Origin of the sequence: uncultured Alteromonas sp., from assembly GCF_963976965.1 — a bacterium.
Taxonomy (GTDB): Bacteria; Pseudomonadota; Gammaproteobacteria; order Enterobacterales; family Alteromonadaceae; genus Alteromonas; species Alteromonas naphthalenivorans.
In genome coordinates this window covers 15,837-41,306 of sequence record NZ_CAXBMP010000020.1, presented here as the reverse complement: position 1 = coordinate 41,306, position 25,470 = coordinate 15,837, and the positions used below count along the sequence as shown (strand labels likewise).

22 protein-coding genes are annotated in these 25,470 nt (G+C 44.5%); 10 read left to right on the top strand and 12 right to left on the bottom strand.

Going from position 1 to position 25,470, the window contains the following annotated elements; all coding sequences use genetic code 11:
* Positions 1–88: 88 nt before the first annotated feature.
* The 3 genes from AAC006_RS14830 to AAC006_RS14820 all read right to left on the bottom strand — a co-directional run bounded on the left by AAC006_RS14830 (position 89) and on the right by AAC006_RS14820 (position 3,392).
* Positions 89–1,249, bottom strand: coding sequence for an MFS transporter (locus AAC006_RS14830; RefSeq protein WP_013784523.1), 1,161 nt, complete (start codon positions 1,247–1,249; stop codon positions 89–91).
* Positions 1,250–1,842: 593 nt separating this feature from the next.
* Positions 1,843–2,376 (bottom strand): SRPBCC family protein, encoded by a 534-nt coding sequence (locus AAC006_RS14825; protein ID WP_339891799.1) that lies wholly within the window; start codon positions 2,374–2,376, stop codon positions 1,843–1,845.
* A gap of 44 nt (positions 2,377–2,420) precedes the next feature.
* Complete coding sequence (locus AAC006_RS14820; RefSeq protein WP_339891797.1) at positions 2,421–3,392, bottom strand: nucleoside hydrolase; 972 nt, start codon at positions 3,390–3,392, stop codon at positions 2,421–2,423.
* Positions 3,393–3,614: 222 nt separating this feature from the next.
* Here AAC006_RS14820 and glgC point away from each other — a divergent pair, with 222 nt between their 5' ends.
* Positions 3,615–4,889: a glucose-1-phosphate adenylyltransferase gene (gene glgC / locus AAC006_RS14815; protein WP_129737766.1), complete on the top strand. Its 1,275-nt coding sequence runs from the start codon at positions 3,615–3,617 to the stop codon at positions 4,887–4,889.
* A 3-nt stretch (positions 4,890–4,892) separates the two neighbouring features.
* On the opposite strand, the gene AAC006_RS14810 is transcribed toward glgC, so the two are convergent.
* Together AAC006_RS14810 and AAC006_RS14805 are read right to left on the bottom strand one after the other, a co-directional pair.
* The gene (locus AAC006_RS14810) at positions 4,893–5,696 is read right to left on the bottom strand and encodes an alpha/beta hydrolase (protein ID WP_129737764.1); all 804 of its coding nucleotides are present in this window, start codon (positions 5,694–5,696) and stop codon (positions 4,893–4,895) included.
* Positions 5,697–5,818: 122 nt separating this feature from the next.
* Positions 5,819–7,138 carry an MFS transporter gene (locus tag AAC006_RS14805; protein WP_339891794.1) on the bottom strand — a complete coding sequence of 440 codons (1,320 nt, stop codon included), beginning with the start codon at positions 7,136–7,138 and terminating at the stop codon, positions 5,819–5,821.
* Between the two features lie 170 nt (positions 7,139–7,308).
* Here AAC006_RS14805 and AAC006_RS14800 point away from each other — a divergent pair, with 170 nt between their 5' ends.
* The gene (locus AAC006_RS14800; protein ID WP_013784529.1) at positions 7,309–8,124 is read left to right on the top strand and encodes a thioesterase family protein; all 816 of its coding nucleotides are present in this window, start codon (positions 7,309–7,311) and stop codon (positions 8,122–8,124) included.
* Between the two features lie 104 nt (positions 8,125–8,228).
* Here the strand turns inward: AAC006_RS14800 and AAC006_RS14795 are convergent, their stop codons facing one another.
* Positions 8,229–9,074: an HDOD domain-containing protein gene (locus AAC006_RS14795; protein ID WP_339891792.1), complete on the bottom strand. Its 846-nt coding sequence runs from the start codon at positions 9,072–9,074 to the stop codon at positions 8,229–8,231.
* A 323-nt stretch (positions 9,075–9,397) separates the two neighbouring features.
* On the opposite strand from AAC006_RS14795, the gene AAC006_RS14790 reads away from it, so the two are divergent.
* Positions 9,398–10,813 (top strand): glycosyltransferase, encoded by a 1,416-nt coding sequence (locus AAC006_RS14790; RefSeq protein ID WP_339891791.1) that lies wholly within the window; start codon positions 9,398–9,400, stop codon positions 10,811–10,813.
* On the opposite strand, the gene AAC006_RS14785 is transcribed toward AAC006_RS14790, so the two are convergent.
* Together AAC006_RS14785 and AAC006_RS14780 are read right to left on the bottom strand one after the other, a co-directional pair.
* Positions 10,808–11,212 (bottom strand): SufE family protein, encoded by a 405-nt coding sequence (locus AAC006_RS14785; protein ID WP_126873700.1) that lies wholly within the window; start codon positions 11,210–11,212, stop codon positions 10,808–10,810. The two genes, AAC006_RS14790 and AAC006_RS14785, sit on opposite strands and share 6 nt — an antisense overlap.
* A 60-nt stretch (positions 11,213–11,272) precedes the next feature.
* Positions 11,273–11,677, bottom strand: coding sequence for a DUF2750 domain-containing protein (locus AAC006_RS14780; RefSeq protein ID WP_339891790.1), 405 nt, complete (start codon positions 11,675–11,677; stop codon positions 11,273–11,275).
* Positions 11,678–11,956: 279 nt separating this feature from the next.
* Here AAC006_RS14780 and AAC006_RS14775 point away from each other — a divergent pair, with 279 nt between their 5' ends.
* The 3 genes from AAC006_RS14775 to AAC006_RS14765 are packed head-to-tail and all read left to right on the top strand — an operon-like array spanning position 11,957 to position 14,215.
* Complete coding sequence (locus AAC006_RS14775; RefSeq protein WP_339891788.1) at positions 11,957–12,682, top strand: hypothetical protein; 726 nt, start codon at positions 11,957–11,959, stop codon at positions 12,680–12,682.
* A gap of 49 nt (positions 12,683–12,731) precedes the next feature.
* Positions 12,732–13,541 (top strand): exodeoxyribonuclease III, encoded by an 810-nt coding sequence (xthA, locus tag AAC006_RS14770; protein ID WP_126873703.1) that lies wholly within the window; start codon positions 12,732–12,734, stop codon positions 13,539–13,541.
* A 32-nt stretch (positions 13,542–13,573) separates the two neighbouring features.
* Positions 13,574–14,215, top strand: coding sequence for an energy-coupling factor ABC transporter permease (locus AAC006_RS14765; RefSeq protein WP_339891786.1), 642 nt, complete (start codon positions 13,574–13,576; stop codon positions 14,213–14,215).
* Positions 14,216–14,683: 468 nt separating this feature from the next.
* Here AAC006_RS14765 and AAC006_RS14760 read toward each other — a convergent pair whose 3' ends face one another.
* Positions 14,684–15,250, bottom strand: coding sequence for a phosphoribosyltransferase family protein (locus tag AAC006_RS14760; protein WP_013784537.1), 567 nt, complete (start codon positions 15,248–15,250; stop codon positions 14,684–14,686).
* A gap of 76 nt (positions 15,251–15,326) precedes the next feature.
* Positions 15,327–16,541 (bottom strand): lipoprotein-releasing ABC transporter permease subunit, encoded by a 1,215-nt coding sequence (locus tag AAC006_RS14755; protein ID WP_339891785.1) that lies wholly within the window; start codon positions 16,539–16,541, stop codon positions 15,327–15,329.
* 107 nt (positions 16,542–16,648) lie between these two features.
* On the opposite strand from AAC006_RS14755, the gene AAC006_RS14750 reads away from it, so the two are divergent.
* From AAC006_RS14750 to AAC006_RS14735, 4 genes are all read left to right on the top strand, one after another.
* Entirely contained in the window at positions 16,649–17,248 is a 600-nt protein-coding gene (locus AAC006_RS14750) for a PilZ domain-containing protein (protein ID WP_288389389.1), read from the top strand.
* 99 nt (positions 17,249–17,347) lie between these two features.
* The gene (gene mfd / locus AAC006_RS14745) at positions 17,348–20,866 is read left to right on the top strand and encodes a transcription-repair coupling factor (RefSeq protein ID WP_339891782.1); all 3,519 of its coding nucleotides are present in this window, start codon (positions 17,348–17,350) and stop codon (positions 20,864–20,866) included.
* Position 20,867: 1 nt separating this feature from the next.
* Complete coding sequence (locus AAC006_RS14740; RefSeq protein ID WP_339891781.1) at positions 20,868–22,457, top strand: CsiV family protein; 1,590 nt, start codon at positions 20,868–20,870, stop codon at positions 22,455–22,457.
* 20 nt (positions 22,458–22,477) lie between these two features.
* The gene (locus tag AAC006_RS14735) at positions 22,478–22,993 is read left to right on the top strand and encodes a cob(I)yrinic acid a,c-diamide adenosyltransferase (protein WP_013784542.1); all 516 of its coding nucleotides are present in this window, start codon (positions 22,478–22,480) and stop codon (positions 22,991–22,993) included.
* Positions 22,994–23,025: 32 nt separating this feature from the next.
* On the opposite strand, the gene AAC006_RS14730 is transcribed toward AAC006_RS14735, so the two are convergent.
* Positions 23,026–24,417 carry an SLC13 family permease gene (locus AAC006_RS14730; RefSeq protein ID WP_339891780.1) on the bottom strand — a complete coding sequence of 464 codons (1,392 nt, stop codon included), beginning with the start codon at positions 24,415–24,417 and terminating at the stop codon, positions 23,026–23,028.
* Complete coding sequence (gene nagZ / locus AAC006_RS14725; RefSeq protein WP_339891809.1) at positions 24,404–25,462, bottom strand: beta-N-acetylhexosaminidase; 1,059 nt, start codon at positions 25,460–25,462, stop codon at positions 24,404–24,406. The genes AAC006_RS14730 and nagZ overlap by 14 nt, the downstream gene beginning before the upstream one ends.
* Positions 25,463–25,470 lie beyond the last annotated feature (8 nt).

Below are 25,470 nucleotides of genomic sequence, written 5' to 3'. Positions count from 1 at the left end.
CCACGTTCGCCCAATATCGACTGATATATAAATTGGGTTTCAGAAATGCAATCACGGTAATTTGCACGGCGTTCGACCTCCTATTCCCTTATTTTTCCCTTGGTAACATAAGCGTAGTACAAATCGCCATAGTGAGCATTGCTACCATAATGTACACCACTGAAAAGTCGATAAAAGACGATAAAATCGCGTACAATCCACCAAAGCCAAGTAAAATAAGGCCTATAGCTGTATTTGAAAAACCGACTAATTCAGTCCTGTCTTGTCCATCTTTAATATCTAAACTGTAAGTTTTGCGCCCTGTTCGCACACCCGCATGAGCAATAGAAAGAATAAAAAACAACCCTGCAGACATCCACAAATTTTCAGGCTCCATAGCAAGTAAGCCAACACAGGCAATTATTGCCAAGGCACCTGACAATTGAAGGGTGAATCGAGCGCTTTTATCTGCAATTTTTCCCCAAAGAAAAGAAGAAAGCATAGAAGCTAAGGCTTGTGCAGCAAGATAAAACGGGAGCAAAGATTTAGCGCTTTGTGAACTTTCCAGCATAAAGTATGGCGCCACTAGCGCAGAGTGGACGAACAACCCCCTCACAAAAACGAACCGATATACCGTGTTGTCAAAACGCCAATTAAACAAAGACTTATTTTTAGATTCTTCTATTTCAACATGGGTTTTTATTGAAAACATTAAAAATAGCGTGACACAAAATGCAAGCGCTGATGACCCTAGCAAAATATAAAGTGAATAGCCTTCAAGCTCTTTTTCAAAATACACCAAAGGTACTGCGGCGCACAACGTCATCACACCAGACGCCGTGGAAGCTAACCCTACTAACTTCCCCCGTTCCCCTTTTTGACTGACATCGGCTTCCATGTCTTTTACGGTAAGTGAGCTTGCAGAGCGGCCTAAACTAAGAAATACAAGCGAAGCGAGTATAATTAGCCCAGCCACAAAACCTTCGGTGACAAGCGCGGCAGCTAACATGGTACATATGGCCGATACCTGTACAACCATACCCAATCGCCAAACGTGGTGTCTAGCGCTTTTCCTGCGTAAATACATACCAATTAGGGCTTGGGGTAATAGTGCGCCAGATTCGCGAATTGGCACCAACCACATCACCATCCAGCCAGGAGCCCCTAAAGAGATTAATAGTGCGGGTAATGTAGTTTTTGCAGACGCCAGTAAATCGGCCAATTTATTAAAAGCTAGGCCTACAATTAGACGACGTTTATTTCCCAGCATGTCCTTTCCTAAGGTAATTTCACGAAATCACAAATGCGACTACTCAGCAAGCGTACCAAAATCAATTTTAGCATTACTTAAAGAACTTTATACTAAAAACCCTTGATACTTGATCATGCTGCGTTTATGGGCACTATATCGTACTAACACACTGAACAATCTTAACAATTAGGCCAATTTAGAAATATAAGCTTATCGAGACACCCATCATAAACTGACTGACCCACTAATTTTTTCAAGTACGATCGCGCGGGTTCCATCAGAGTTTTATATCATATTTTAAACACTATCATGGGTGTCTCATTAACGCTTTTAAGACGACCAAAGCATGGGTGTCTCGTTAACGCTTTTAAGACGACCAAAGCATGGGTGTCTTCATAATGATGTATTGTTTCTAAACGTGGGTGTCTCGATAACGTCGATAACGCCAATAACACCAGCTAGCAGCACGAGAAAATCCATTTGAATTTCTACCGCCAAAAATGAAAAAAGCCGAGTTCGCTTTGGAAAATATCCATATAAGCGAACTCGGCTTAGTCTGTAGTGAAAACCATTTGGCGCTTTTGCGCTAAGGTAAAAGCTAGACTAAATTACTACCCTTTATTTTCTACAACCGTTTTCAAATTTTCTAATCCCATTTCGAAATCTGGGCCAATCATGCCATCCATCATAAATACGAAGTAGCGGCTGATAATATTGTTGCCTACGTCGCCGGAGTCAACCCACGTCACTTTGGTAGCCTCACCTGCGGGCGATATTACCAATGAACCTGTCGAACCCATTTCCCATTCAGGAAAAGCCAATGAGTAAACTACCTTTTTATTATGTTCTAAATCGGTAATTTTCATCTCCCCATTGCCTTCCGTCACGCTTTTCCAAGATGACATCATTCCAATAGCTCTATCTGGTCCGGAGTAATCGATTTCCATACTAGGGTCCCGTTGAAACCAAACGCCCCAGTTTTGCCATGCCCGTAAATCGACGACATCGGGATAAATTTCTTCAGGTTGCGCATTAATCAAAATACTTCTTTCAACTTTATATTGCTTTGGCAGGAACAGCCCAACCACAACCACCAAAGCAATCAGTAAGCCCACACCTAAAACTATCTTCTTTAAAACTGCCATCTAAAACTCCATGATAATCACATAGGATTAGAAATATATAACAATTATTTAACAAATGGCACTGGTGATTGACAAAAGTCTCCACTTAAATAATGAATTACCATTTCGCGAACATAATCGGCATCAACACTTGCCACCCAAGAGATTGAGCTCCCCGATTTGCCGCAGAGGTATGTATGTCCCGCATTCGGCGTGGTTGTGCTTACTGCAACCTGACCGGTTTCAATACGTAACTTGTCTTCTGGCAACGCTAAAATACAAGTAGAAAGAATATCCCATAAAAAATACGTAAATTCATAAGATGGAATAGACGTTACCGTAGACGCCCAGAATTGACCAGATAGGTCTGATACTGGCGTATTGTTTACAGCAAGCTGCCGCAAGAAATCCCAACTAACTGGCAAATCGTTGGTGGCATCTAAAGGCACCAATAGCAGGTCTACGCCACTATCTACCAATGCTTTGGTCGCCTTAGGATCCCAATATGCATTCCACTCTGCTGAACCGTCATGATCATGCATAGCCACATTGCCTTTAACCTTCACCGCACCACCCATCCACACTACCTTTTGTACGTTATCTACCAGGTCTGGATTTTGGGTTAACGCGGCGGCTAAGTTAGTTGCAGGGCCAGTCATTAACACGGTGACAGGCTCAGCAGCATCAGCTAATGCACTTTGCATCCATTCATGAGCGGCCTTGGTTTCTACTTTCACTTCATCATGAGACGTACGCAACATCAAAGGTGTAGCATGGCACATTTTAGGCTGAGCCCGCCATTCAGGCGGAAACGGATTTGGGCCGGTTAACTGCCCTACACTCACGGGAATATGAGTGTTCCCTGTCAATGTTAGAATTTTACGAGTGCTAAGCAAAGCATCATCAGGATAACAATCGGCTGGCGTAATAGTGACACCCACCACATCAATATTAGGCAAACGCAGTAAAAGTATTAACGATAATAAATCGTCAATACCACCATCGTGGTCAAAGATAACTGGGGTAGTAGAAGACATAAAAAATCCCTTAAGAAAAAAATAACGTTTTTTTTACATAGTTCAGTAAAACGCCGTGGCTTTATATTTATTCTTGTGTAATATGAAGTTAGGTTATCATAAAACCTAATTTTTAAGGGCAATATTCTACTTACTACGCCCTAGTGCTATCGGTATGAATTACGGTTTTTACACATTCATCGACACCGCAAAATTGTGTCTCAAAAAATGGAGAACGAGGACATGGCAGATCAGAGTTCACGCTATATTAGTAATCTGACTCGCGATACCTACGCACTTATATTAGCTGGAGGAAGGGGGTCACGTTTACACGAACTAACAACGTGGCGCGCAAAACCTGCACTCTATTTTGGCGGTAAGTTTAGAATTATCGATTTTCCGCTATCCAATTGTATTAATTCAGGCATTAGGCGTGTTGGCGTAGTAACCCAGTACAAGTCTCATTCATTAATAAGACATTTAGTACGCGGCTGGGGTCACTTCAAGAAGGAACTTGGCGAGTCAGTAGAAATACTACCTGCTTCTCAGCGATTTTCGGATAGCTGGTACGAAGGTACCGCCGATGCAGTATTCCAAAATATCGACATTATTCGAGACGAACTTCCCAAGTACGTAATGATTTTATCTGGCGACCATATCTATCGTATGGATTACGGTACTATGCTAGCTCGTCATGTTGAAAGTGGCGCAAAAATGACCGTGTCATGTATGTCGGTGCCTATCGAAGAAGCTGCCGGTTCATTTGGCGTGATGTCGGTTGACGAAAACTTCCGTATTAACGGTTTTGCAGAAAAACCTGAGCATCCGGCTCCCCTACCTGGCGATGATACCCGCTGCCTAGCATCAATGGGCAACTATGTTTTCGATACTGAATTTCTTTTCGAACAATTACGAAGAGACGCTGAAACCTCTGGCTCACAGCGTGATTTTGGTAAAGATATTATTCCGTCGATTATCAAAGATCATCCCGTGTATGCGTTTGAATTTGAAAGCACCGGCGGTGGCGATGCCTATTGGCGAGATGTAGGTACCATTGATTCATTTTGGGAAGCCAATATGGAGATGGTTGCGCCGGTTCCACAGCTTAATTTGTACGATCAGAAGTGGCCTATCTGGACCTACCAAGAACAATTACCGCCTGCAAAATTTGTGTGGGAAGATCACGACAGACGCGGTGAAGCGATTAATTCGGTTGTGTCTGGCGGTTGTATCATTTCTGGTTCAACCCTTCGCGGTACCATTTGCTTCTCTAACGTAAGAGTTCACTCGTACGGGCTTATAGAAGATGCGGTAATTTTGCCTGATGTAGAAATTATGCGTCATTGTAAACTAAGAAAAGTACTGCTAGATAGAGGCTGCGTTATTCCAGAAGGCACCGTTATCGGCTACAACCACGATGACGATAGAGCACGAGGATTCCGTGTTTCAGAAAAAGGCGTGGTGTTAGTTACAAGAGAAATGCTAGGCCAACCTGTTGGCGGCCTATCTCCTAACTAATAGCTAGTTATTCCATTTTGAAATAGTGGTTGATATGAGTTCAGCCACTGCTTCAGGATGTTCTAGCGGAAACATATGCCCACCTTTAAATTCAGTATGGTCAATGTTGTTATGCTGAATTAACCTTTCGTACATAGCCGGTCTGCACACGGCACCATCTTTAGCCGTTACCAGCAATGCCGGACACTTCAATTTACCTTTATACTTACCTAAATTGTGCGGTACATTGCGAAACAGCGACGCTTCTACCTCGGCTTTAAATGTTAGCGATGTCAGCTCACCTTTAGTGTGGGTTACATGCTTTACATAATCACGAATACACCGCTTATCCATATTACGAAACAACGCTTTTCCTTGAAAATACGCTTCCATATCAGTATGAGATGGCCATTGCGTATTTCGCGTTTCAGCTAGCTTTGCTGGGGTTAATTTATTAATTAACGGTGTCTTCTTTGCAAAGCGAAAAAAGTAACTCATGGGCCCCATCACTAATGGAGGATCAAGCATGATAAGCCCACGAAATAAGCTGGGCTCTTCGCAGGCTGCCATGTATGAAATCACCGCACCAAAAGAATGCCCTACCGCATAAACACCTCTACTGTCGGTGTTTTCGGCTTTTATGTGTTTAATAAGCTCATTAACTTGATTGCGCCAATTCGCATTTACTGGCAATTGAGGGTCGTGACCAAACCGGTCGACATGAAGACGATGAAAGTGCTCAGGTAATGAAGAAAAAAGCGCGTTATAACTACCTGCAGGAAATCCATTTGCATGGGCAAAGTGAAAACTTATATCGGTTTTCGACAATGAAATACTCCTTCACGAAAAGCGGTACCAAAGCTATAAGTACCAATAGCAAAGCGGGAAAAGTAAGGGCTGGTAAACCAGCCCTTAATTAAAACAACATGTTATTTATGAAGAAGATAGTACTACAGCCCTCTCGACTCTGCCATCTCCCAATCTTTAACAATTTTAGTACTGGTCCATAAGAACACGATAATAGAAAGCGCATAAGGCACAATCAAATACAGTAAAGATTGACGAAGCGCTTCAACTTCACCCAACGACGGCACTAACGCTTGGCTTACAATACCGGTAATCGTTGGCCCCCCGCCCAATGCAATTATATTCAGCACAAAGAAAAACAATGCAGTAGACATAGCGCGAACATTGATAGGTGCAAGGGTTTGCGCCATGGCAAAGCTTGGGCCTAAATAGGAACCACTGGTGAAGAGTAAGAACGTCATTAAGCCTACTGACAACCATAAGTCGTTAACTTGAAGCGAAAAATACAACGCTGGTACGCCAATGATTAGCGCAATAGCAGGTAGCAACGCATACGCTTTCTTATTTTGCTTACCCCATCTATCGGCAATATAACCACCCAGCCATACGCCTAACGCATAAGCAGAGCCATTGATAATACCGAACGCAATAAGCAACTGCGTTATATCTAGCCCTGCAAAGGCACGTACATAATAATCGATGATCCATGTTGAAATGGCGTAGTTACCGAACGAACCAAAAGAAATGCCTAACGCCATTCCCCACCACGTTGGAATCTTCAATAAAGTTTTGAGTGAAGCTGAAACACTGGGCTTTTCAGCGTCATCAGTTTGTACTGACTCGGTGCGTTTTGGCTCTTTTACCGTAAACTTGAGTAGTAGCGCTAGTATTACGCCTGGTAACCCCACACTAATCATTACGGTACGCCAATCAGCGGAACCGCCTTGTAAGAAGAATGCAGAAGCAAAGAATGCCAACATCACGCCAAACGGAATACCCAATGAGTACACCGCCAATGCGCCAGCACGTTTTTCTTTAGGAAATAGGTCGGAAATAATACTGTGTGAAGGTGGGCTGCCACCTGCTTCACCAATGCCCACACCAATTCTAGCCAGCGCCAGTTGGGTGTAGTTCATGGCAAGCCCCGAAGCAGCGGTAAACCCACTCCATAGGGTGAGCGAGATAGCAATGATATTCACGCGACTATAGCGATCGGCAAGCCACGCAATAGGAATGCCCACCACGGTATAAAGAATGGCAAAATAAACACCCTTTAATAAGCCTAACTGCGCGTCATCTAAACCCAAATCAGCTTTAATGAATGGAGAAAGGATGCCTATGATCTGTCTATCAATAAAATTAAATGCGTAAACCAGCGTTAGTATCACTAACACATAATTTCTGTAGGCGCGGGACGTATCCGCTTTCTCTACTGGTGCCGTTTGAACCTGACTATGGGCCATATCATTCCCTTTAAATTCAATGAAAACTCAGTCTACGCGGCAGGTTAAAAGATTGACAACTTATTGTTACTTATTTGTAAATATAAAAAGGAATGTTAGCCTAGGCTTTCTGTTAGCTTGAGCATAAGGTAGGATATCGGCACCCTTACTCATCAGACCAGACAAACACCATGACGGTAGACGAGCTTTTAACTCTTTCTTCATTAGAGGCACTTTCTGAAAATCAGTGGAAAGTAGATAACCTCATTATTCCCAGTAATTGGGCGCAAGGGCGTACAGCATTCGGCGGTATTTCAGCAGGCATGGCGTACAGCGCTATTCGTCAAAAAGTCAGTGAAGAACGCGTGCTGCGTTCATTTACCACTAACTTTGTAGGTCCACTTTCGCCAGATACGCCATTTTCAATTGAAGTAACTTTATTGCGTGAGGGCAAAAACGTATCTCAATATACCGCTCATGCAAAGCAAAATGGTAAAAGCTGCGTGTTCGTGCAAGCCTGCTTTGGTATTGGCAGAAAATCGGGCATTAAAGTAGAAAACCAAGACACCCATGACATGCCGGTGCCCACCAAAGGCAAATTCATCCCGCAAATTCCAAAGGTTACCCCTAAGTTTTTGCGTCATTTCGATTTAGCCATCGATAAGGGAGGCATTCCCTTCACCCGCAAAAAGACCAGCGTTTACCACGGGCACATGCGTTTTAAAAAGCCACCCGCGAAGATCACAGATGCACACATCATTACCATGATTGATGCTTGGCCGCCCACGCTGTTACAAATGATGAAGTTGCCTGCCCCAGCAAGTACTGTTAGTTGGAATTTAGAATTTATCCACCCGCATAAGCAGGTAGACCCTACAGACTGGTTTGCTTACCAAGCGCATACCCGTCAGGCAGAAGATGGCTATGGGCATACTGAAGCCACTATTTGGGATAAAGACAACGAAGTTGTTGCTATAAGTCGCCAGACCGTGGCAATTTTTGATTAGGTATTAGGTCGCGATGTTTGAAGAGCGACTTAGACTTAGCTAGAAAGGCACTAAAATTAGATACTAAAAAGGGCGTACTGCATAAATGAGTACGCCCTTTCTCGTTAATAAAGCATAAACGCGTTAGGGTTGAATAGGGAAATAACTGAGATACACTGCAAGTTGGTAATATCCAATGCATCTTCTAAATCGTCGCGATTAAGCGATAGGCTCTCGTGCAATTCAGGTTTTAAGTTATTGTAGCTAGGATAAATTTCTGAATTCACGTTATCTAAAGCCAAAACGTATGACAACTGCAAGATCTGCTCTTCAATATCAGATTGATTGCGTTTTTCGCCGTGTATATTTGCAATAGGCTTATAGATTGTTTCAGGGATACCCCACTCTTTGATGATCCCCGCAGACACATTCGTAAATGTGTAGCCCAAAACACCAGCCTGTAATTCAGCAGGACTAACTCTTGCGTTAAACGCCTGACAACGCTTCGCGCTATCTGGCAACATGTCCACGACAACCAACTCACCAATATTATGCAGTAAGCCCGCAACAAATAAGCGTTCCGGCTCTCTGATATTTCGCATTTCAGCAAAATACTTTGCTAACAGACCGCAAGAGACACTTTGCTCCCAAAATTTATCTAAGTCGATAACTTGGCCATCTATTTCTTTGAACGCTTGGCTAACACCAAATGCAAGTGCTAGATCGTACGTAGAGCGCGTACCCACTACTTGTAGCGCTTTAGTAATAGTATCTATTTTATTTGGAAAACGGTACAAGGCCGAATTCGCCACTCTTAATAGCTGTGTTGCTAACGAAGGGTCAAAAGAGATGATGTCTGCAATATCGTCAATATTAGATGCTCCATCATCCATGCACGCTTTTAAACGCGTTACCGAGTCGGGCAGCACAAACAACGTACTCGCGTTACTGATAATATCTTGTAGGGTCATTTAGGTGTACGCTCCTGATATAACCTACTCTATTTAGAAGAGGGTATCTCGCCATCAAGTCTTAATATAAAGCTGTAACTATAAAACATGATTAGCTTTTTCACTACTAGCTACATTATAGCGCGATTATTTAGCCTAGCTAATCAGAATTCATTATCTTTCGTATAGTTTGCGATAAATTGCCTTACATTCATTTCAGTCCCAATAGGGGTCCCCCTTAAAAGCAGGAGATTTTAAGCACTTTTATCGGCGATAGAGTTTCATTTTCTTTATTTCCTGCTGTGCTACTATTTCGCGCTTTACACATTTAAGCACAGGTAACTATGTCAGAGGGGATGTTACAAGGCATGTCACAAGGAATGTCAGAGGGAATGTCACAAGGCGTAATGCAGGTTGTAGTCATTGGCTATGTGTGGCCTGAACCCAATTCCTCAGCCGCGGGTCAAAATATGCTGGCCTTAATTAATCAGTTTCTAAGCTACGGCCATAACGTTACTTTTATGACCGCGGCAACAGACAGTATTCATAAAACAGACCTAGATAATATAGGTGTAAGTAGTGAAGCAGTTGCACTTAATTGCAGCAGCTTTAATGAACGAATTGAGAAACTGTCGCCTAACGTGGTTATTTTCGACAGATATATGACCGAAGAGCAATTTTCTTGGCGAGTAAAAGACGCCTGTCCTTCTGCTATCCGCATTTTAAACACCGAAGACCTGCACAGTTTACGACAAGCTAGGCACGATGCCGTTAAAGCACACGATAATGCACTGCGGGCATCCAAAGAAACTGCAGCCTCTCCTGTTGTGGCGCACATTGCCAACGCCGCGAAAGAAGCTGACTACAATACGCCTTTAGCTCAGCGGGAAATTGCCGCTATTTTACGCTGCGACCTTACGTTGGTCATTTCTCGTACCGAGTACGCACTGCTTACCGATTATTACCACGTTCCCGCAAAACAGCTTTATTACCATCCGCTTAATCTCGCGACAGTAACTGACAAGGCACCAGATTTTCAAAAACGCACCGACATTGTCACTATTGGCAATTTTCGACATGCGCCAAATTGGGATGCCGTCTTGCAGCTAAAGCAAACCGTTTGGCCCGCTATTAAAAAGGTGCTCCCCCAAGCAAATTTACATATTTATGGGGCCTACCCACCTAAAAAAGCAACGCAATTACATAACCCCAAAACTGGATTTTACGTAGATGGCTGGGCTGAAAATGCACACGATGTGATTGCTAACGCTAAACTTCTTATAGCGCCACTGCGCTTTGGTGCAGGTATTAAAGGCAAAATACTAGAAGCCATGCGATGTGGTACCCCTACCCTTACAACCTGGGTTGGCGCTGAAAGTATTGCTGAAGAAATGTCCCCCATAACGCCATTGGCGGCAAGTTCTTCGTTGAAGAGTACAGAAGCAACAGAGAATAGTGCTACGCAGCCTGCATGGGGAGGCGCAATTTGCGATACCCCAGAAGACTTCGCGAAACACGCCGCTAGGTTTTACAACAGCGAAGAGAGTTGGTCGTCAGCAAGTAAGTTAGGGTTAGCCTTGTATCACGCTTTTGAAAATGACAAAGAGAGTGAAACCTTGGCAGAACGAGTTGCCATTATAGCTTCAGATGTAAATGCCCATCGCAAGACCTTGTTTTTACAAGGGCTGCTATGGCATCAAACCTTGAATGCGAGTAAATACATGTCGCAGTGGATTGAAGCTAAAAACCAAAACTTATAGCGTATTTAAGCGGCGCAATACACTTAAAATACCATTGCCTCTAGATTGGCTTAAATGGCGCTGCAAATTACACGCGTTCATGTATTGCTCAAAATCGTACGCCTTTCTTTGTTCATCTGAAAGGCTATTTGCTTTTTCTAGTAGTACCGCCAGTACGCCTCGAATAATCTTACTGGGTGAATAGGCGGCAATAACAAGGTCGCCCGAGGGCTGTGAAGGTGTGCACGCTACCCACACTTTACTTTCACAACCCGGTACCAATGAGTCTTCAGTGCGTGCCGACTCAGGTAAAGTCAACAACTGCTTGCCAGCCAGCATTATGGCGCGAGTGGCGCCATCCCAGCCTTTTGCCGTAGCCACGGTTTGCCCCAAAGGCAACAATTGGGTAGATTCTGTCATCGTTATGAGGTTACAGCGTGGTTGTTCATATCAACGTTTTCAGAAAACTGAGCCCAACAGCTAGGCACTAGCATCTGCACTAAATTCTGCGCTTAACTCTTCTGCCGTCATCACTAAATTTTCAGCATCGGCAGAGGTAGGAAACATAACCAATTCCACCCCATTTTTAGTTAAACCAGGTAACCACGTTTCGGTAAACTCATCAAATGGTACTGCCACGCACGTACCCGTAATTTGGTTGTCGTCCAACCACGCCTGCGCTAAGCTATTGTGAGGGAAAACGGGTAGTCGAGTAATGTCGTTGTCTTCCAGCATGACAAAGCCTTCTGTACCTTGGATTAGCCAAATTTCTTTCGCTTTGGGTACGTAGCTGATCACTAGCATTTGTCGGTCTTCAGCAGACAAACTTTTAGCTTGCGCTAGCACAGTATCGTTCAGGGTGGCGGTTACAGTATCTGGAAACACAAAAATTACCTTATATTTAAGAGGCGCCGATAAGAGGCGCTAAGTATACCCTTTGCAGGCTTCTCCGCCAAATAGCAAAGCCTCTTTAATCTTGTAAATTCAAGTTGAAAACATTCCCTACGGCTAATATTATTACGAGCAGTTTTGTGTAGTGTTGCCTAAGTCTTAAGCTGAGGGTTCAAAACGCACTCCACATGCTTCTTGTATGTTAGCAATCTGCATTTCATGGTAGTACATTACATCTGCCTTTCTTTCAAAAAACGCAAAGCTTAAAACTTCATGCAGAACTTATTTAGCGACCTAAAAGCAAAAACTTACAACAAACATGACGAGCTAGAACAAAGCACGCCTTTTGCGCTTTTTCATAATATGGTGGGGTGTAACGACAGTGAAGCTCATGAAGCTCACCGGGGAAATTACCTTAACGTACTTTGCGTTATGCGAGAATTCCACCAGCATTGCAAGCTAGTCATTAACGATGCAACTGAGAAATACCCTACCCTTCAGGCTTTAGCAAATCAGTTTGAAACCCAAGCAGTGATAACGGCGCTTGATAACGACTTAGCAGAGCTAAATTCATTCAGCGCCCAGTGTACTAGTGAATTACAAAGCGTTGACTTACCTAATTTTCAAACACTGCTTTCGGCTACTATTTCAGCGATGTATGTGTGGCTAGGATCATCGATGGGCGCCAATATTATTAGCCGTAGGCTTGAAAAGTCAGACTACGGTTTCCCTACGCATTACTATCAATCCATGGCAAAACAGGCCAAAGCTTGGCCCGAATTTAAGCAAGAAGTAGTACGGTTACTACCCCTAATAATTGAAGGGGCGGATGTTGCGAGCCAGGCAGGAAGCCAGGTTGATAGACAGGTTGATAGTCGGGTTGAGAGCCAAAACAGTGAAACGTTAAGCGTTGCTATGATTAATGATGCCAACCTTTGGTTTGATCATCTTATTTTGCTAGGAAAAAGTACAAATTTGCCACCACAAACGTTAAGTTAAACCCAGCATTCTGTTAATATTCATTAATTCGTTTTTTTAAGAAGTTCTTATGAAAGTAATCTCATTTAATATCAATGGTATTCGTGCCCGCCTTCACCAACTTCAAGCATTAATAGATGCACATCAGCCTGACATTATTGGCCTACAGGAAATAAAAGTTCATAACGAACAGTTTCCTGTTGAAGCAGTTGAAGCGATGGGTTATCACGTTTATTTTCATGGTCAAAAGAGTCACTACGGTGTGGCTTTTTTAGCGAAAAAAGAGCCTGAGTCTGTGCTTATGGGTTTCCCTACTGATGAAGAAGATGCGCAGCGTCGCATGATCATATTGAAAACCACTGACAACGACGGCCAGCCAGTAACCGTATTAAATGGTTACTTCCCACAAGGCGAAAACGAAAAGCACGAAACTAAATACCCAGCAAAACGTAAGTTCTATAAAGATCTAATGACTTATCTAGACACCCACCATACTCCTGATGAAAATGTCATTGTGATGGGCGATGTGAACATCTCACATACCGATTCAGATATTGGCATTGGCGAAGAGAATAAAAAACGTTGGTTGCGTACGGGCAAATGTAGCTTTTTACCCGAAGAAAGAGTGTGGTTGAACACACTGATGGATTGGGGCTTTGAAGACAGCTTTAGAACATTGAACCCAGACACTACCGACAGGTACTCGTGGTTCGATTATCGTTCAAAAGGTTTTAATGATAATCGTGGTCTTCGTATTGATCTTATTCTGGCTACCCCTTCTATGCATAAACGATTGAGTGATGCCGGAATAGACTATGAACTTCGCGGCATTGAAAAGCCGTCAGATCATGCGCCTATTTGGGCTACTTACAGTAAATAAGAAATCGACAGTAGATAAATAACGGAGAGTACGTGACAACGCTACAATGGCTTGGCCTGACTTTATATTGTTTAACCCTAGTTGGCGTTATTAAACAAATTTCTGTTGTAGGCCTAATGGGTGATAAACACCAACAGCACCTGTTGTTTGGTAGCGCTGCCGCATTGTTCGCTTTTTGGATCTTCAAAGTGGGAATTTTTGAAGGGCTAGATGTACATTTTGTAGGTTTGAGTGTGGTCACACTTATGCTCGGCTTTCGTTACGCCATTCTGGCAGGCACCCTCGCGTTATTGGGTGCTACCGCCGCTGGTTTTGCACAGTGGCACACCTTAGGTGTAAATGGCGTATTAGGGGTTATGCTGCCTGTCGCGGTAACCTACTTGGTATATTTAGTGTCTTTTCACCATTTACCCCGCCAGCTGTTCGTTTATATTTTTGTGTGCGCTTTCTTTCCAGGCGCACTCAGCATTGCTCTTAAAACCGGCGCACTTGCGGGTTATTATTTTGTTGATGGCATTTATACGTGGGATGTTATTTACGATAATTTTGTACTTCTCATTCCACTTTTGGTCTTTCCAGAAGCCTTACTCAACGGAATGGCCATCACCCTACTTGTTATCTATCAACCCACTTGGGTTTACACCTTCCACGATAAGTTTTATTTCGATAACTAAACAAGACACCCACCATTTGCACTCTACTAAATTACATGGACTCCCACCTTTATACCTTGATGAATTATCTGGACACCCACCCTAATTCATAAACTCCTTACGGAGACACCCATGTTTTTTCAAAATCAGATTTATGAAGACACCCACGTTTGCAACCTTAAATATAACCAAGAGCATCCACCTTATAGTGATAAGCATAAAGATGGGTGTCTCGATAAGAGAATGTCGAAATAACATGGGTGTCTTGATAAGTGAATGTCGAAATAACGTGGGTGTCTTGGTAAAAGAATGTCGAAATAACATGGGTGTCTTGATAAGAGAATATCGAAATAACGTGGGTGTCTTGATAAGAGAATGCCGAAATAACGTGGGTGTCTTGATAAATCTACTTGATAATTACAGGCACAAAAAAACCGCCTGGTTGGCGGTTTTAGAATGGGTGTCTTTGTAAAAGCTAGCGTGTTGCGCTTACTTTTTGTCGAATAAGATATCCATAACGTCGGCTAGTTCGCCTTTGCCTTCACGAATTTCTTCTTCGCTTAACCCAGCGATTTCGTGTGGGAACACTAACCACTCGTCACTTTCATTCACATAATAGTCAGGAACGATGTCAGTAGTGTTGTTCTGAGGCTTGTACCAAGGGCATGCAATACGAATATCTTTTGGCATATTCAAACGCATTAGTTTGCGAATTTGCTGAATAAGCGCATCAACACTGCGGCCCGAATCGAAAACATCATCAACAATAAGTAGCTTGTGTTCAGCGTCAGCGTTTTCCACTAAGTAGTGTAAACCGTGAACACGAATTTCTTTAGATTGCTTATTAATGCCATAGTAAGAAGAAGTACGCACCGCAATGTGGTCGGTAGAATAGTCTTTAAACTCAAAAAATTCTTGTACCGCTATGCCGATAGGTGCACCACCGCGCCAAATACCAATGATGAAATCGGGGCGAAACCCGTCATCATACACCTTTGCTGCTAAACGAAAGGAATCCTGAAGCAACGCTTGCGAGGTGATAAAATTCTTGTTCATGACGTCTCACTGGCCGAAATTTAAAGACCGCGATTATAGTGAATTTTGCCGCAATTTGCACGGCAATTTCACTAACTTATTCGTTTTGAAGTGCTTGCGAAGGTTGGGTTTTCATGGCACGCCTAGCAGGGTAAATACTCGCTACAATACAAAGCAACAATGAAAATAGGGTCACAAAAACTATTTGCAGCCAGTGCATATCAATTGGTAACCCCTGCCCATCTGACGACAACGCAATAGGCACATTCAGTAAACTCATGACGGGGTTTAGTAGTAAAGTAATCACCACACCAGCCACCAATCCAATACCCGCGCCTTTCACGCCATTAAACAGCCCGTTTAAAACAAATACCGTCATAATGGTGCCAGGCAGCATACCTTGGGTTTGCAGTACTGCAATGTCGCCTTGTTTTTCAGACACCACCATCACTAACGATGAAACCAAATTAAACGCTGCCACGGCTATAATTAATAGCAGCATTAAGAACATCATGTTCTTTTCCATTTTTACAGCATCGAACAAAGGGCCTTGGCGCTCGCGCCATGTACGAACAGGTAAATCAGCCTCAACAATAGGCTTTAGTGGGTCTAGATACAAAAAGGCATCATCTAAAAATAATCGAGTAGCTGTGTTCTTGCCTGAAACATCGCGCAATAATCGGTTCACATCATCAAGCTGCATATAAATAACTTTGTCATCCATTTGCGAGCCCATATCGAATACACCCGAAATAGTGACCAACCGTTGGCTTGGCATTCTACCGAATGGTGTGTAAACACTAGCGCCAGCCACCATCACCCGAAGTTTGTCGCCAGCCCGCACATTTAATTGAATAGAAAGGGCTCGGCCAATAATGGCGTTATAGCTACCTGCCGTTAGGCTTGCAAAATCGCCCTGCTGCATTTCGTGAGCAACCATGGTGTGCTGCACCATGCTGCCTGCTTGCACACCATGTAACTGTACACCACGTAAATCGGAACGAGATTGCACTACCGCTTCGGCTTCTCGAAATGGCATGCTTGCCACCACATTGGGCAAGCCCATTACAAAGCTTTCATCAACAGGGGCATTAATTTCAATATGCGGCACTATGCCCAAAATACGCTGCTTTAACTGGGCTTCAAAGCCGTTCATTACCGAAAGCACAATAATAAGCGCCGTTAGGCCAAGTGCAATACCGGCTACCGAAAAGCGATTGATAAAGGAAACAAAGCTATTTTGGCTAGACGACTGCGCCGGGCCAGATTTCGCATACCGATAAGCAATAAAAGCGGGAAGAGGAAAATACATAATGCGCGCTTAGTCCAAAGGTGTGATGACGGGGCAATCTCAAAATAGTAAAGTGCGTATACTACGTGTAAGCTACTGGCCGTACAAGATAAGTGGCGGGAGATATGATGGAAAACCTAAGCCTAGAAGAAAAAAAAGCCCAGTTCGATGAGTATTTCTCTATTCAGCACAACGTTAACATTAACGTGAAACCACTTGCTGAAGGTGAAACTGCGCCGTCTGAAGCGAGTTTAGAGCAAGCCATGCCCTACGCATTTCGCGTAGCTAGCGAAATGGCCAGCATTGAAGCTCAAGCACTTCGCCCGTTACGTCATTTAAGCGACCATGCTGAATCCTTAGCTGAATATTTAAATCACCAAGCTCGCAAGATAGATTTAATGATGTCATTTATTTTGCACCAGCAAGATGAACCAGATCATCGTTTTAGCACAATAAAGCTCGGTGGCGGTGGCGTTATTATTAAAAGCTCAACTGCCATGGAAATTGGCAGCCAAGCTGAACTCAAATTATTTCTTGATACTGAAGCGGCCGCTATATTTTGCTACGGGGAAGTTATTACTTGCGAGAACGTTGAGGATAGCTACCATATAGCTTTTGTTTTCAATAGCATCCGAGAGCAAGACCAAGAATTACTTGTTCGAGCCAGCTTGCATTTACAAACGCAGCAACTTAAAAAACGCGCGCAAGACAAGGCTTCCGGAGCCTGACGCTATAATAAAAGTCAGAAAATAAAAGCCGGAAAACCAAAGCCAGTATACAAAAGCCCAGCAACACACTTAAACCGAATAAGTAGTTTATAGGACGACATGACAGCAACTCTTTTATCTTTGCCTTTGCCGACCCAGAAAAAATCCGCCTCTGTGCAAGACCACAAGCAATGGGGTCAGTTACAAGGCAGCAGCGCCGCACTGTGCATCACTCAAGCACAAGCCCAATACAACGGCCCTATTGTGCTAGTAACAGCCGACACACCTTCGGCGCTAAAACTAGAAAAAGAGCTGGCGTTCTTTATGCCTGGCGGCGCCTCTGGTGATAAAAGCGGTGAAAGCAACGTACCTATTACGGTGTTCCCCGATTGGGAAACCCTGCCCTACGATTCGTTTTCGCCGCATCAAGATATTGTCTCGCAACGTTTAGAAACCTTATACCGCTTCACCCAGCAGGTAAATGGCATTTTCATTGTGCCGGTGAACACGTTAATGCAACGTTTGGCACCTACCGACTACCTCGCTAAATATTTATTGATGCTGAACAAGGGAGACACCCTTGATAGAGACCAATTCAGACGCAACCTAGAACAAGCGGGCTATTTGCACGTTAGCCAGGTGATGAGCCACAGTGAATTTTCGGTGCGCGGTAGTATTATCGATTTATTCCCCATGGGCAGCGACAAGCCGTTTCGTATTGATTTGTTTGATGACGAAGTAGACTCTATACGCTTTTTCGATACCGAAACCCAGCGCTCTGGCGATGCGGTTGAAAAAATAAAGCTGCTACCAGCACGGGAATTTCCTACCGATAAAGAATCTATCACCCGTTTCCGTCAGCGTTTTTTAGAAAAGTTCGATGCCAACAACGCCTCAGAATCGGTGTTTTCTCAGGTTACTAAAGGCACCATGCCTAGTGGTGTTGAATATTACTTGCCGTTGTTTTTTGATAAAACCGCTACGCTCTTCGATTACCTACACCCTAAAAGTGTGTTGTTGTTACACGGCGATGTACAAGATGCCAGCGAGTTTTTCTGGGCAGACATTCAAGAGCGTTATGAACAGCACAGATACAACCCAGCAAGGCCATTGTTGCCCCCTGAAGATTTATTCTTACCAATCAATACCTTATTTGGTGAAATTAAACAGTGGCCGCGGGTAACCCTAACCAAAGACGTGATTGAAGAGAAACCCGGTAGCGTGAATTTAGGCTGCGACAAGCTTGACGACATTGCTATTAACACCCAAAAGAAAGTACCGGCAGAACAATTGATTGCCACGGTGAACAATGCCAAAAAGCGCGGTGCCAAGGTACTGTTTTGCGCTGAAACCCAAGGCCGCCGTGAAGGGCTACTTACCGTTTTACAAAAGGCGGGCATTAAGCCTAAAGCGGCGGAATCGTTCAATACGTTTGTTAGTGGCAGCGACAATATCGGTATTACCGTGGGCATGGTTGAAAATAGCTTTAACTGGCGAAGTGACAGTGGCGAACTGCTATTTATCACCGAAACCGAGCTATTAGGTCACAAAGTTAGCCAACGTAGACGCCGAGACAAACGCTCAGCCACTGACGAAAGTGCCATTATTCGTAACTTGGCCGAGCTTACCACCGGCCAACCCGTGGTACATTTAGATCATGGTGTAGGCCGTTATATTGGCATGCAAACTCTAGACGCTGGCGGCGTTACCACCGAATACTTATGCATTGAATACGCTAAACAGGCCAAGCTGTATGTACCTGTAGCGTCGTTACACTTTATTTCTCGTTATACCGGCGGCGATGCCGATCATGCACCGCTTAACTCGTTAGGTTCAGATGCATGGAGCAAAGCAAAACAAAAAGCCGCTGAAAAAGTACGCGACGTTGCCGCAGAACTGCTTGATGTATACGCACGTCGTGCCGCTAAACCTGGCTTTGCGTACAATATTGAGTGGGATGAATATCAAAAATTTGCCGACAGCTTCCCGTTTGAAGAAACGCCAGACCAAGCCCAAGCCATCGCTGCCGTTATTCACGACATGGGCAGCCCTCACGCCATGGACAGACTGGTGTGCGGTGACGTAGGCTTCGGTAAAACCGAAGTGGCCATGCGCGCGGCGTTTTTAGCTGCAAACCAAGGCAAACAAGTCGCTATTTTGGTGCCCACCACCCTACTTGCCCAACAGCATCACGAAAACTTTAAAGATCGCTTTGCCGCATGGCCGTTTGAAATTGAAGTGATGAGCCGATTTATTAGCGCCAAGGGCCAGAAAGAAACCATGCAGCGCCTTAGCGAAGGCAAGGTAGACATTGTAGTAGGTACGCACAAGCTATTGTCGAACGACATTAAATTCAAAGATTTAGGCTTGCTGATCATCGATGAAGAGCACCGTTTCGGGGTTCGCCAAAAAGAGAAGCTAAAATCGCTGCGTGCCGACGTCGATATTCTTACCCTTACTGCAACGCCAATTCCTCGTACCTTGAATATGGCCATGTCGGGCATGCGTGATTTATCGATAATTGCAACCGCACCAGCAAGGCGTTTATCAATTAAAACCTTTGTGCAGCAGCGTAATAAGGCCACTATTCGCGAAGCGATAATGCGGGAAATTCTACGTGGTGGTCAAGTGTACTTCCTTCATAACGAAGTAGATACCATTGCCAGAACCGCTGAAGAAATTGCCGAAATTGTACCTGAAGCGCGAATTGCCATGGGCCACGGCCAAATGCGCGAGCGTGAACTAGAAGGTGTGATGAGCGACTTCTACCACCAGCGCTACAACGTGTTGGTATGTACCACCATTATTGAAACCGGCATTGATGTGCCAAGCGCCAATACCATTATTATGGACAGAGCCGATCATTTAGGCCTTGCCCAATTGCACCAATTGCGTGGCCGTGTGGGTCGCTCGCACCACCAAGCTTACGCGTACTTGCTTACTCCGCACCCTAAACGCATGACCAAAGATGCGGCGAAGCGATTAGACGCCATATCGAAATTGGAAGATTTAGGTGCTGGCTTTGCGCTAGCCACCCACGACCTTGAAATTCGTGGTGCAGGTGAATTGTTGGGCGACGACCAATCTGGCCAAATTGCCAGCATTGGCTTTAGCCTTTACATGGACATGCTAGATAGAGCGGTAACATCACTGAAAGAAGGTAAAGAGCCTTCGCTAGACGATGCCATGGCAGGCCACACCGAAGTAGAGCTTCGCATTCCTGCCCTACTGCCAGATGACTATATTGCCGATGTAAACACCAGGCTTTCGCTATACAAGCGTTTAGCCAGCTGTAAAAACCAAGACGACATAGACGAATTCCAAGTAGAATGTATCGACCGCTTTGGTTTATTACCAGAACCGGCGAAAAACTTAGTAGAAGTAGCGGAAATAAAAATAAAAGCAGAAGCCATAGGCGTGCTTAAAGTAGACTTGTCATCACAAGGCGGTACCATAGAATTTAAAGATACCACCAAGGTTGACCCTGGCTATATTATTAAGCTGGTACAAACCAAGCCAAACACCTTCAAATTTGAAGGCAGCCAGAAACTACGATTAGTAAAACAGACTGATACTGCAAAAGCGCGTATTGCGTTTATTAGCGATATCATTGCCGACCTTGCAAAGGAGTCGCGATAACATGAGGTTTTTTCGTTGGAGCCCACTACTTGCTGTATTGGCTTCTACCCCGTTGTTGGCAAATGACGACTGGTGGTTCGATGTTGAAGTTATTGTTTTTGAAAGAAAGGTGGCAATGTCTGCCCTTGAAGAACAGTTCGATTTAGCTGATTCATTAGCCGTTCCGGCTACCGATGCCGATGTAATAGGCGCGGTTATTACCCCCGACATTAGCATGCTAAAACAAGGCATTGCGGTTTGTGGTGAAAACAATGCGCTTGAGTGGCCAGAATTCGATTATTTTGCCAGTGCGTCAAGTGAGACGGATGCGCAAGCAACAAATCAGACATCAAAAGTAATATCTGAAGAAACCAATTCATATCAACTTCAGTCTACTCAAACCAACTTTGCCAATGAGCTGGGCTCCCAATCATTAATGGGCACCCAGGCTTTAACCGACACGTTATCAAATGACGATTTATCAGATAACGGCTTATCGGCAGAAGAAATAGCCGGTTATTGGATAGAGTTTCTAGGTTTAGATGAAACAGAAACCGTTACGGTACCTAACCAGCCGTATTGCGTAGTACAAAAGCCTTGGTTAAGCTATTACGACAGTAAGTGGCATATTCATCGCCCTGATAACCGCCTACCGGCTCCTAAAGAATTGCCCATTACCCCAGAAGGTAGCGATTGGCCATTGGCTAGCCACGCCCATTTATTAACGAAGAACGCACAAGAAATGACGTCGTTGTCGCGTCAAATTAGGCAGAATCGCGATCTCACTCGCTTGTTACATGTAACGTGGCGACAACCTGTAAAATTCGGTAAAGACGAAGCTTTCAACGTTCGCCTTTTTGCTGGCAACAACTTTTCAGATGAGTTTGACCAAGACGGTGTTCAGCGCCCGCCGCAGCCACCACTTCGCTTTGGCAGCACTGCGTCAATCTCTGGCAGTTCTGGTTCAAATAGCCCTGGTTCAAACGGCTTTGATGAAAACAGCTATCAAAATTTAGAAGATAAAATCCAAAGTCTAGACGCTAACACCAGTGGCACCAGTGGCGTTAGCGGCATTAGTGCCACTAACGGTTTAAATGATTACCAAGGTAATAGCCAGCCACTTGGACTGAATGCCACCAGCACCGAAACCATAACAAGCGACTTCTTTTACGATTTAGATGCCCGGCTTGCTAGCCCTGCGCCCATCTTATTTAAAGATTTACTAGCGTTAGATAACGCCGATGTTATCGACGACGCTGACGAAAGTAATATAAGTGCAGCATTTCGTGCGCCTATTTGGAAAGTAGACGGCAACATGAAAGTATTTTTGAAATACATAAACCGTGTGCCTTATTTGCATATCGATAGTGAGCTTTTCTATCGCCAGCCTATTCCTGTTGAAGGGCAAGCAGCAGCCAGCTCATCAAGCTCTATTAGTAGCGAAAGCAGCAATGTTTCCGCCAACGCTACGCCAGAATATCAATTAGTGTCGTTGCCCTTTAGCGAACAGCGCCGGGTAATCAGCAACCAGCTTCATTACTTTGATCACCCCTTGTTTGGCATGGTGGTACAAATTCGTCGTTACAAACGCCCAAGCGCACCTGAAGAGTAAGAACAAGGATTAATACCAGCATGAAAATTTATACCCGCTCGGGCGACAAAGGCAGTACGCAAATATATGCCGATAAGCCAGTAAGAGTAGAAAAAGATGATGCGGTAGTACAAAGCTACGGTGATATCGATGAACTTAACAGCCACTTGGGCCTATTGGCTTCAATGGTAGCCGTACATTTGAAAGAAGACATTTACACCATTCAGCGAAACTTGTTTCAGGCTGGCTTTGCTATTTCTGCCAGCTCTACCCTTACGCAAGATGATGTGGTTAAGCTGGAAAGCGATATTGATAAAATGACAGCCACTTTGGGCCCGCAAACCACGTTTGTACTGCCTGGTGGCAGTAAAGCGGCTGCCCAAAGCCATGTATGCCGTGCCGTATGCCGACGTGCAGAACGAGCCGTTATAGTGCTAACCAAGCACTACGATGTACCCGCCGTAGTGCCTGCGTACTTAAATAGGCTGTCTGATTACTTATTTACCTTTGCCCGCTTTTTAAATGCCGAAGCAGGGTTCGATGAAGTCGCCGTTTAGTTGCGGCTGAATTGCGATTTAAGCGCTGCAAACTAAGTTCGCGTTAACAGCACACCAGCGGTTACCACAAACGCCACAATAATATTTAGTACTACGCCCTCGCGCACCATGGTTTTCACCGTAAGTTCACCACTGCTATACACAATGGCGTTTACGGGTGTTGCCACCGGCATCATAAATGCGCAGCTGGCACTAATGGCTGCGGGCATCATGAGAATAAGCGGGTCTACATCTATAGCCACCGCCGCGCTGGCTAAAATGGGCATTAATAAGGTAGCAGTAGCCGTATTCGATGTAATTTCTGTTACAAAGCTTACCGCCAAGCACAGCACTAACACCAACAAAAACAACGGTAACACGGCTAAGCCCGTTAAGCCCTGCCCTAACAATTCACTTAAGCCCGACGCAGTAAACGCTTGGGCCAAACAAATGCCCCCAGCAAACACCAACAGCATTCCCCATGGAATTTGCTGCGCGGTATTCCAGTCAAGTAAGTAACCTTGTTTGCTGCCAGAAGAAGTAACTTCACGCTCGCCATTGGGAATAACACACATTAGTACCACACCCGCTAAGGCTATGGTGCTGTCGCCCACGAAGTCCATACCGAACCACGCTGTCCAATAAGGCCTAAATACCCACGCCATCGCCACTAAAGTAAAGACTAACAGCACCCGTGCTTCTGCGCTTCGCCAAGGGCCAACATCGGGAAGCCCACCGGTTTTCATTCCCTTTAAATGCCGAGTTAACCACAATGCCATTAAGGGCAATGCTACCAATACAATAGGTACTCCGGTTTTCATCCAGTCAATAAAACTAATTTCTTTGCCCGTAGTTTGCTGATACACACTCATAAAAATAATATTGGGTGGCGTACCAATAGGCGTACCTACACCGCCCACACTAGCAGCGTAGGCAATACCCAGTAACACGGCGACACCCAGCTTAGGCGAATTAGATGCATGAATAATGGCAAGGGCAATAGGAAGCAGCATAAGTGTGGTAGCGGTGTTTGAAATCCACATGCTTAATATGGCAGAGGTAAACATAAAGCCAAATACCAGCCTGCGGGCACTGTTTGCACCGGTTAGCTGAATAAGGTACACCGCTAAACGTTTATGTACGCCAGATTTTTCTAGCGACTTAGACAACATAAACGCCCCCATCAGCAACAAGATAACGTGGTTACCTAATGCCGATGCGGCTTCTTGATAGCTAATAACCCCCGCCATAGGAAAGGCGAAGAAAGGGATGAGTGCGGGCAGCGCTATATGCAGCGCTTCGGTTACCCACAACATGGCCACCAGCACAGTAATGGCCGCACTAATGGCCATAATATGTGACAAGCCTGAAAACAACAGCACTCCATACAGAGCAACTGCGCTAACCAAGGATATTATTATTAGTTTCGGTTTAACCGGTTCCATAGCGCGACAACACCTTTAATGCGTTTTTATAAGCTGCACTGGCATGCACAGCTGGTTTGCGCCCGTAAAGTGAGGTTAAAGCCTCGAAAGAATCTGTTGAATGAGGCAGCGCATCTAAAATAGATTCTGCCCCTTTCGGGTTATTACATGCCAATACCATATGGCAACCTGCCGATAATGCAGCCATAGCACGATCGACATAATTGCCGGCAACACTGGCACCGTGCATAGACAGGTCATCAGAGAACACTGCACCGTTAAAACCCAAGTCTTGCTTTAATATTTTTTGTAACCAGTGCTCGGAAAAACCGGCTGGCTTGCTATCAACTTGAGAATAAATAACGTGCGCTGGCATTACGCCATCTAGCAACTGTTTAGAAATTAATCTTTCAAAAACAACCATATCAGTTTGTTTAATTTCTTCAAGCGGTCTTTCGTCTACAGGTAATGCCACATGAGAATCCGGGGCCACACTGCCATGCCCAGGAAAGTGCTTTCCAATGGCTGGCATATTGGCAACCTGTAAACCTTCTATAAGTGCTGTGGCTAAGGGGATCACCTTTTCTGCGGTTTCAGCAAAGGCTCTGTCGCCAATCACTTTCGATACCCCGTTGATATCAAGCACAGGGGCAAAACTAAAATCGATGTCTATCTGTTTTAGCTCATGGGCCATAATTGTGCCGCAGGCTTTAGCTAGTTCTAGCGTGGCGTCGTTGACTATTGTCTCTTCTACTTCTGGCTCTATTTCCGGTAAATCAGCCCAGTGAATTTCTTTTCCTGCAGCTTTCGCCTGTACCAACCCCGATAACTTACCCATAGCAGGTAACTTGGTAAAACCTTCACGAAAGCGTTGAACCCTGCCCCCTTCGTGATCGACCGCTATTAATAAAGGCTTTTTGGCACTTTCTCGAATTTCTTTTACTAACTGAGTAAGTTGCTCGCAATCGTAATAATTACGGCTAAATAGTATGACGCCGCCCACCACAGGATGTGCTAATTTTTCTCTCTCTTCAGGCAATAAACGCTCTGCCTGACAATCAAGCATTAACGGGC

Bases quoted from the DNA above. Each gene is read 5' to 3' on its own strand.
- AAC006_RS14830 (WP_013784523.1), bottom strand. From the start codon at position 1,249: ATGCTGGGAAATAAACGTCGTCTAATTGTAGGCCTAGCTTTTAATAAA.
- AAC006_RS14825 (WP_339891799.1), bottom strand. From the start codon at position 2,376: ATGGCAGTTTTAAAGAAGATAGTTTTAGGTGTGGGCTTACTGATTGCT.
- AAC006_RS14820 (WP_339891797.1), bottom strand. From the start codon at position 3,392: ATGTCTTCTACTACCCCAGTTATCTTTGACCACGATGGTGGTATTGAC.
- glgC (WP_129737766.1), top strand. From the start codon at position 3,615: ATGGCAGATCAGAGTTCACGCTATATTAGTAATCTGACTCGCGATACC.
- AAC006_RS14805 (WP_339891794.1), bottom strand. From the start codon at position 7,138: ATGGCCCATAGTCAGGTTCAAACGGCACCAGTAGAGAAAGCGGATACG.
- AAC006_RS14800 (WP_013784529.1), top strand. From the start codon at position 7,309: ATGACGGTAGACGAGCTTTTAACTCTTTCTTCATTAGAGGCACTTTCT.
- AAC006_RS14795 (WP_339891792.1), bottom strand. From the start codon at position 9,074: ATGACCCTACAAGATATTATCAGTAACGCGAGTACGTTGTTTGTGCTG.
- AAC006_RS14790 (WP_339891791.1), top strand. From the start codon at position 9,398: ATGTCAGAGGGGATGTTACAAGGCATGTCACAAGGAATGTCAGAGGGA.
- AAC006_RS14785 (WP_126873700.1), bottom strand. From the start codon at position 11,212: ATGACAGAATCTACCCAATTGTTGCCTTTGGGGCAAACCGTGGCTACG.
- AAC006_RS14775 (WP_339891788.1), top strand. From the start codon at position 11,957: ATGCAGAACTTATTTAGCGACCTAAAAGCAAAAACTTACAACAAACAT.
- xthA (WP_126873703.1), top strand. From the start codon at position 12,732: ATGAAAGTAATCTCATTTAATATCAATGGTATTCGTGCCCGCCTTCAC.
- AAC006_RS14760 (WP_013784537.1), bottom strand. From the start codon at position 15,250: ATGAACAAGAATTTTATCACCTCGCAAGCGTTGCTTCAGGATTCCTTT.
- AAC006_RS14755 (WP_339891785.1), bottom strand. From the start codon at position 16,541: ATGTATTTTCCTCTTCCCGCTTTTATTGCTTATCGGTATGCGAAATCT.
- AAC006_RS14750 (WP_288389389.1), top strand. From the start codon at position 16,649: ATGGAAAACCTAAGCCTAGAAGAAAAAAAAGCCCAGTTCGATGAGTAT.
- mfd (WP_339891782.1), top strand. From the start codon at position 17,348: ATGACAGCAACTCTTTTATCTTTGCCTTTGCCGACCCAGAAAAAATCC.
- AAC006_RS14740 (WP_339891781.1), top strand. From the start codon at position 20,868: ATGAGGTTTTTTCGTTGGAGCCCACTACTTGCTGTATTGGCTTCTACC.
- AAC006_RS14735 (WP_013784542.1), top strand. From the start codon at position 22,478: ATGAAAATTTATACCCGCTCGGGCGACAAAGGCAGTACGCAAATATAT.
- AAC006_RS14730 (WP_339891780.1), bottom strand. From the start codon at position 24,417: ATGGAACCGGTTAAACCGAAACTAATAATAATATCCTTGGTTAGCGCA.
- nagZ (WP_339891809.1), bottom strand. From the start codon at position 25,462: ATGCTTGATTGTCAGGCAGAGCGTTTATTGCCTGAAGAGAGAGAAAAA.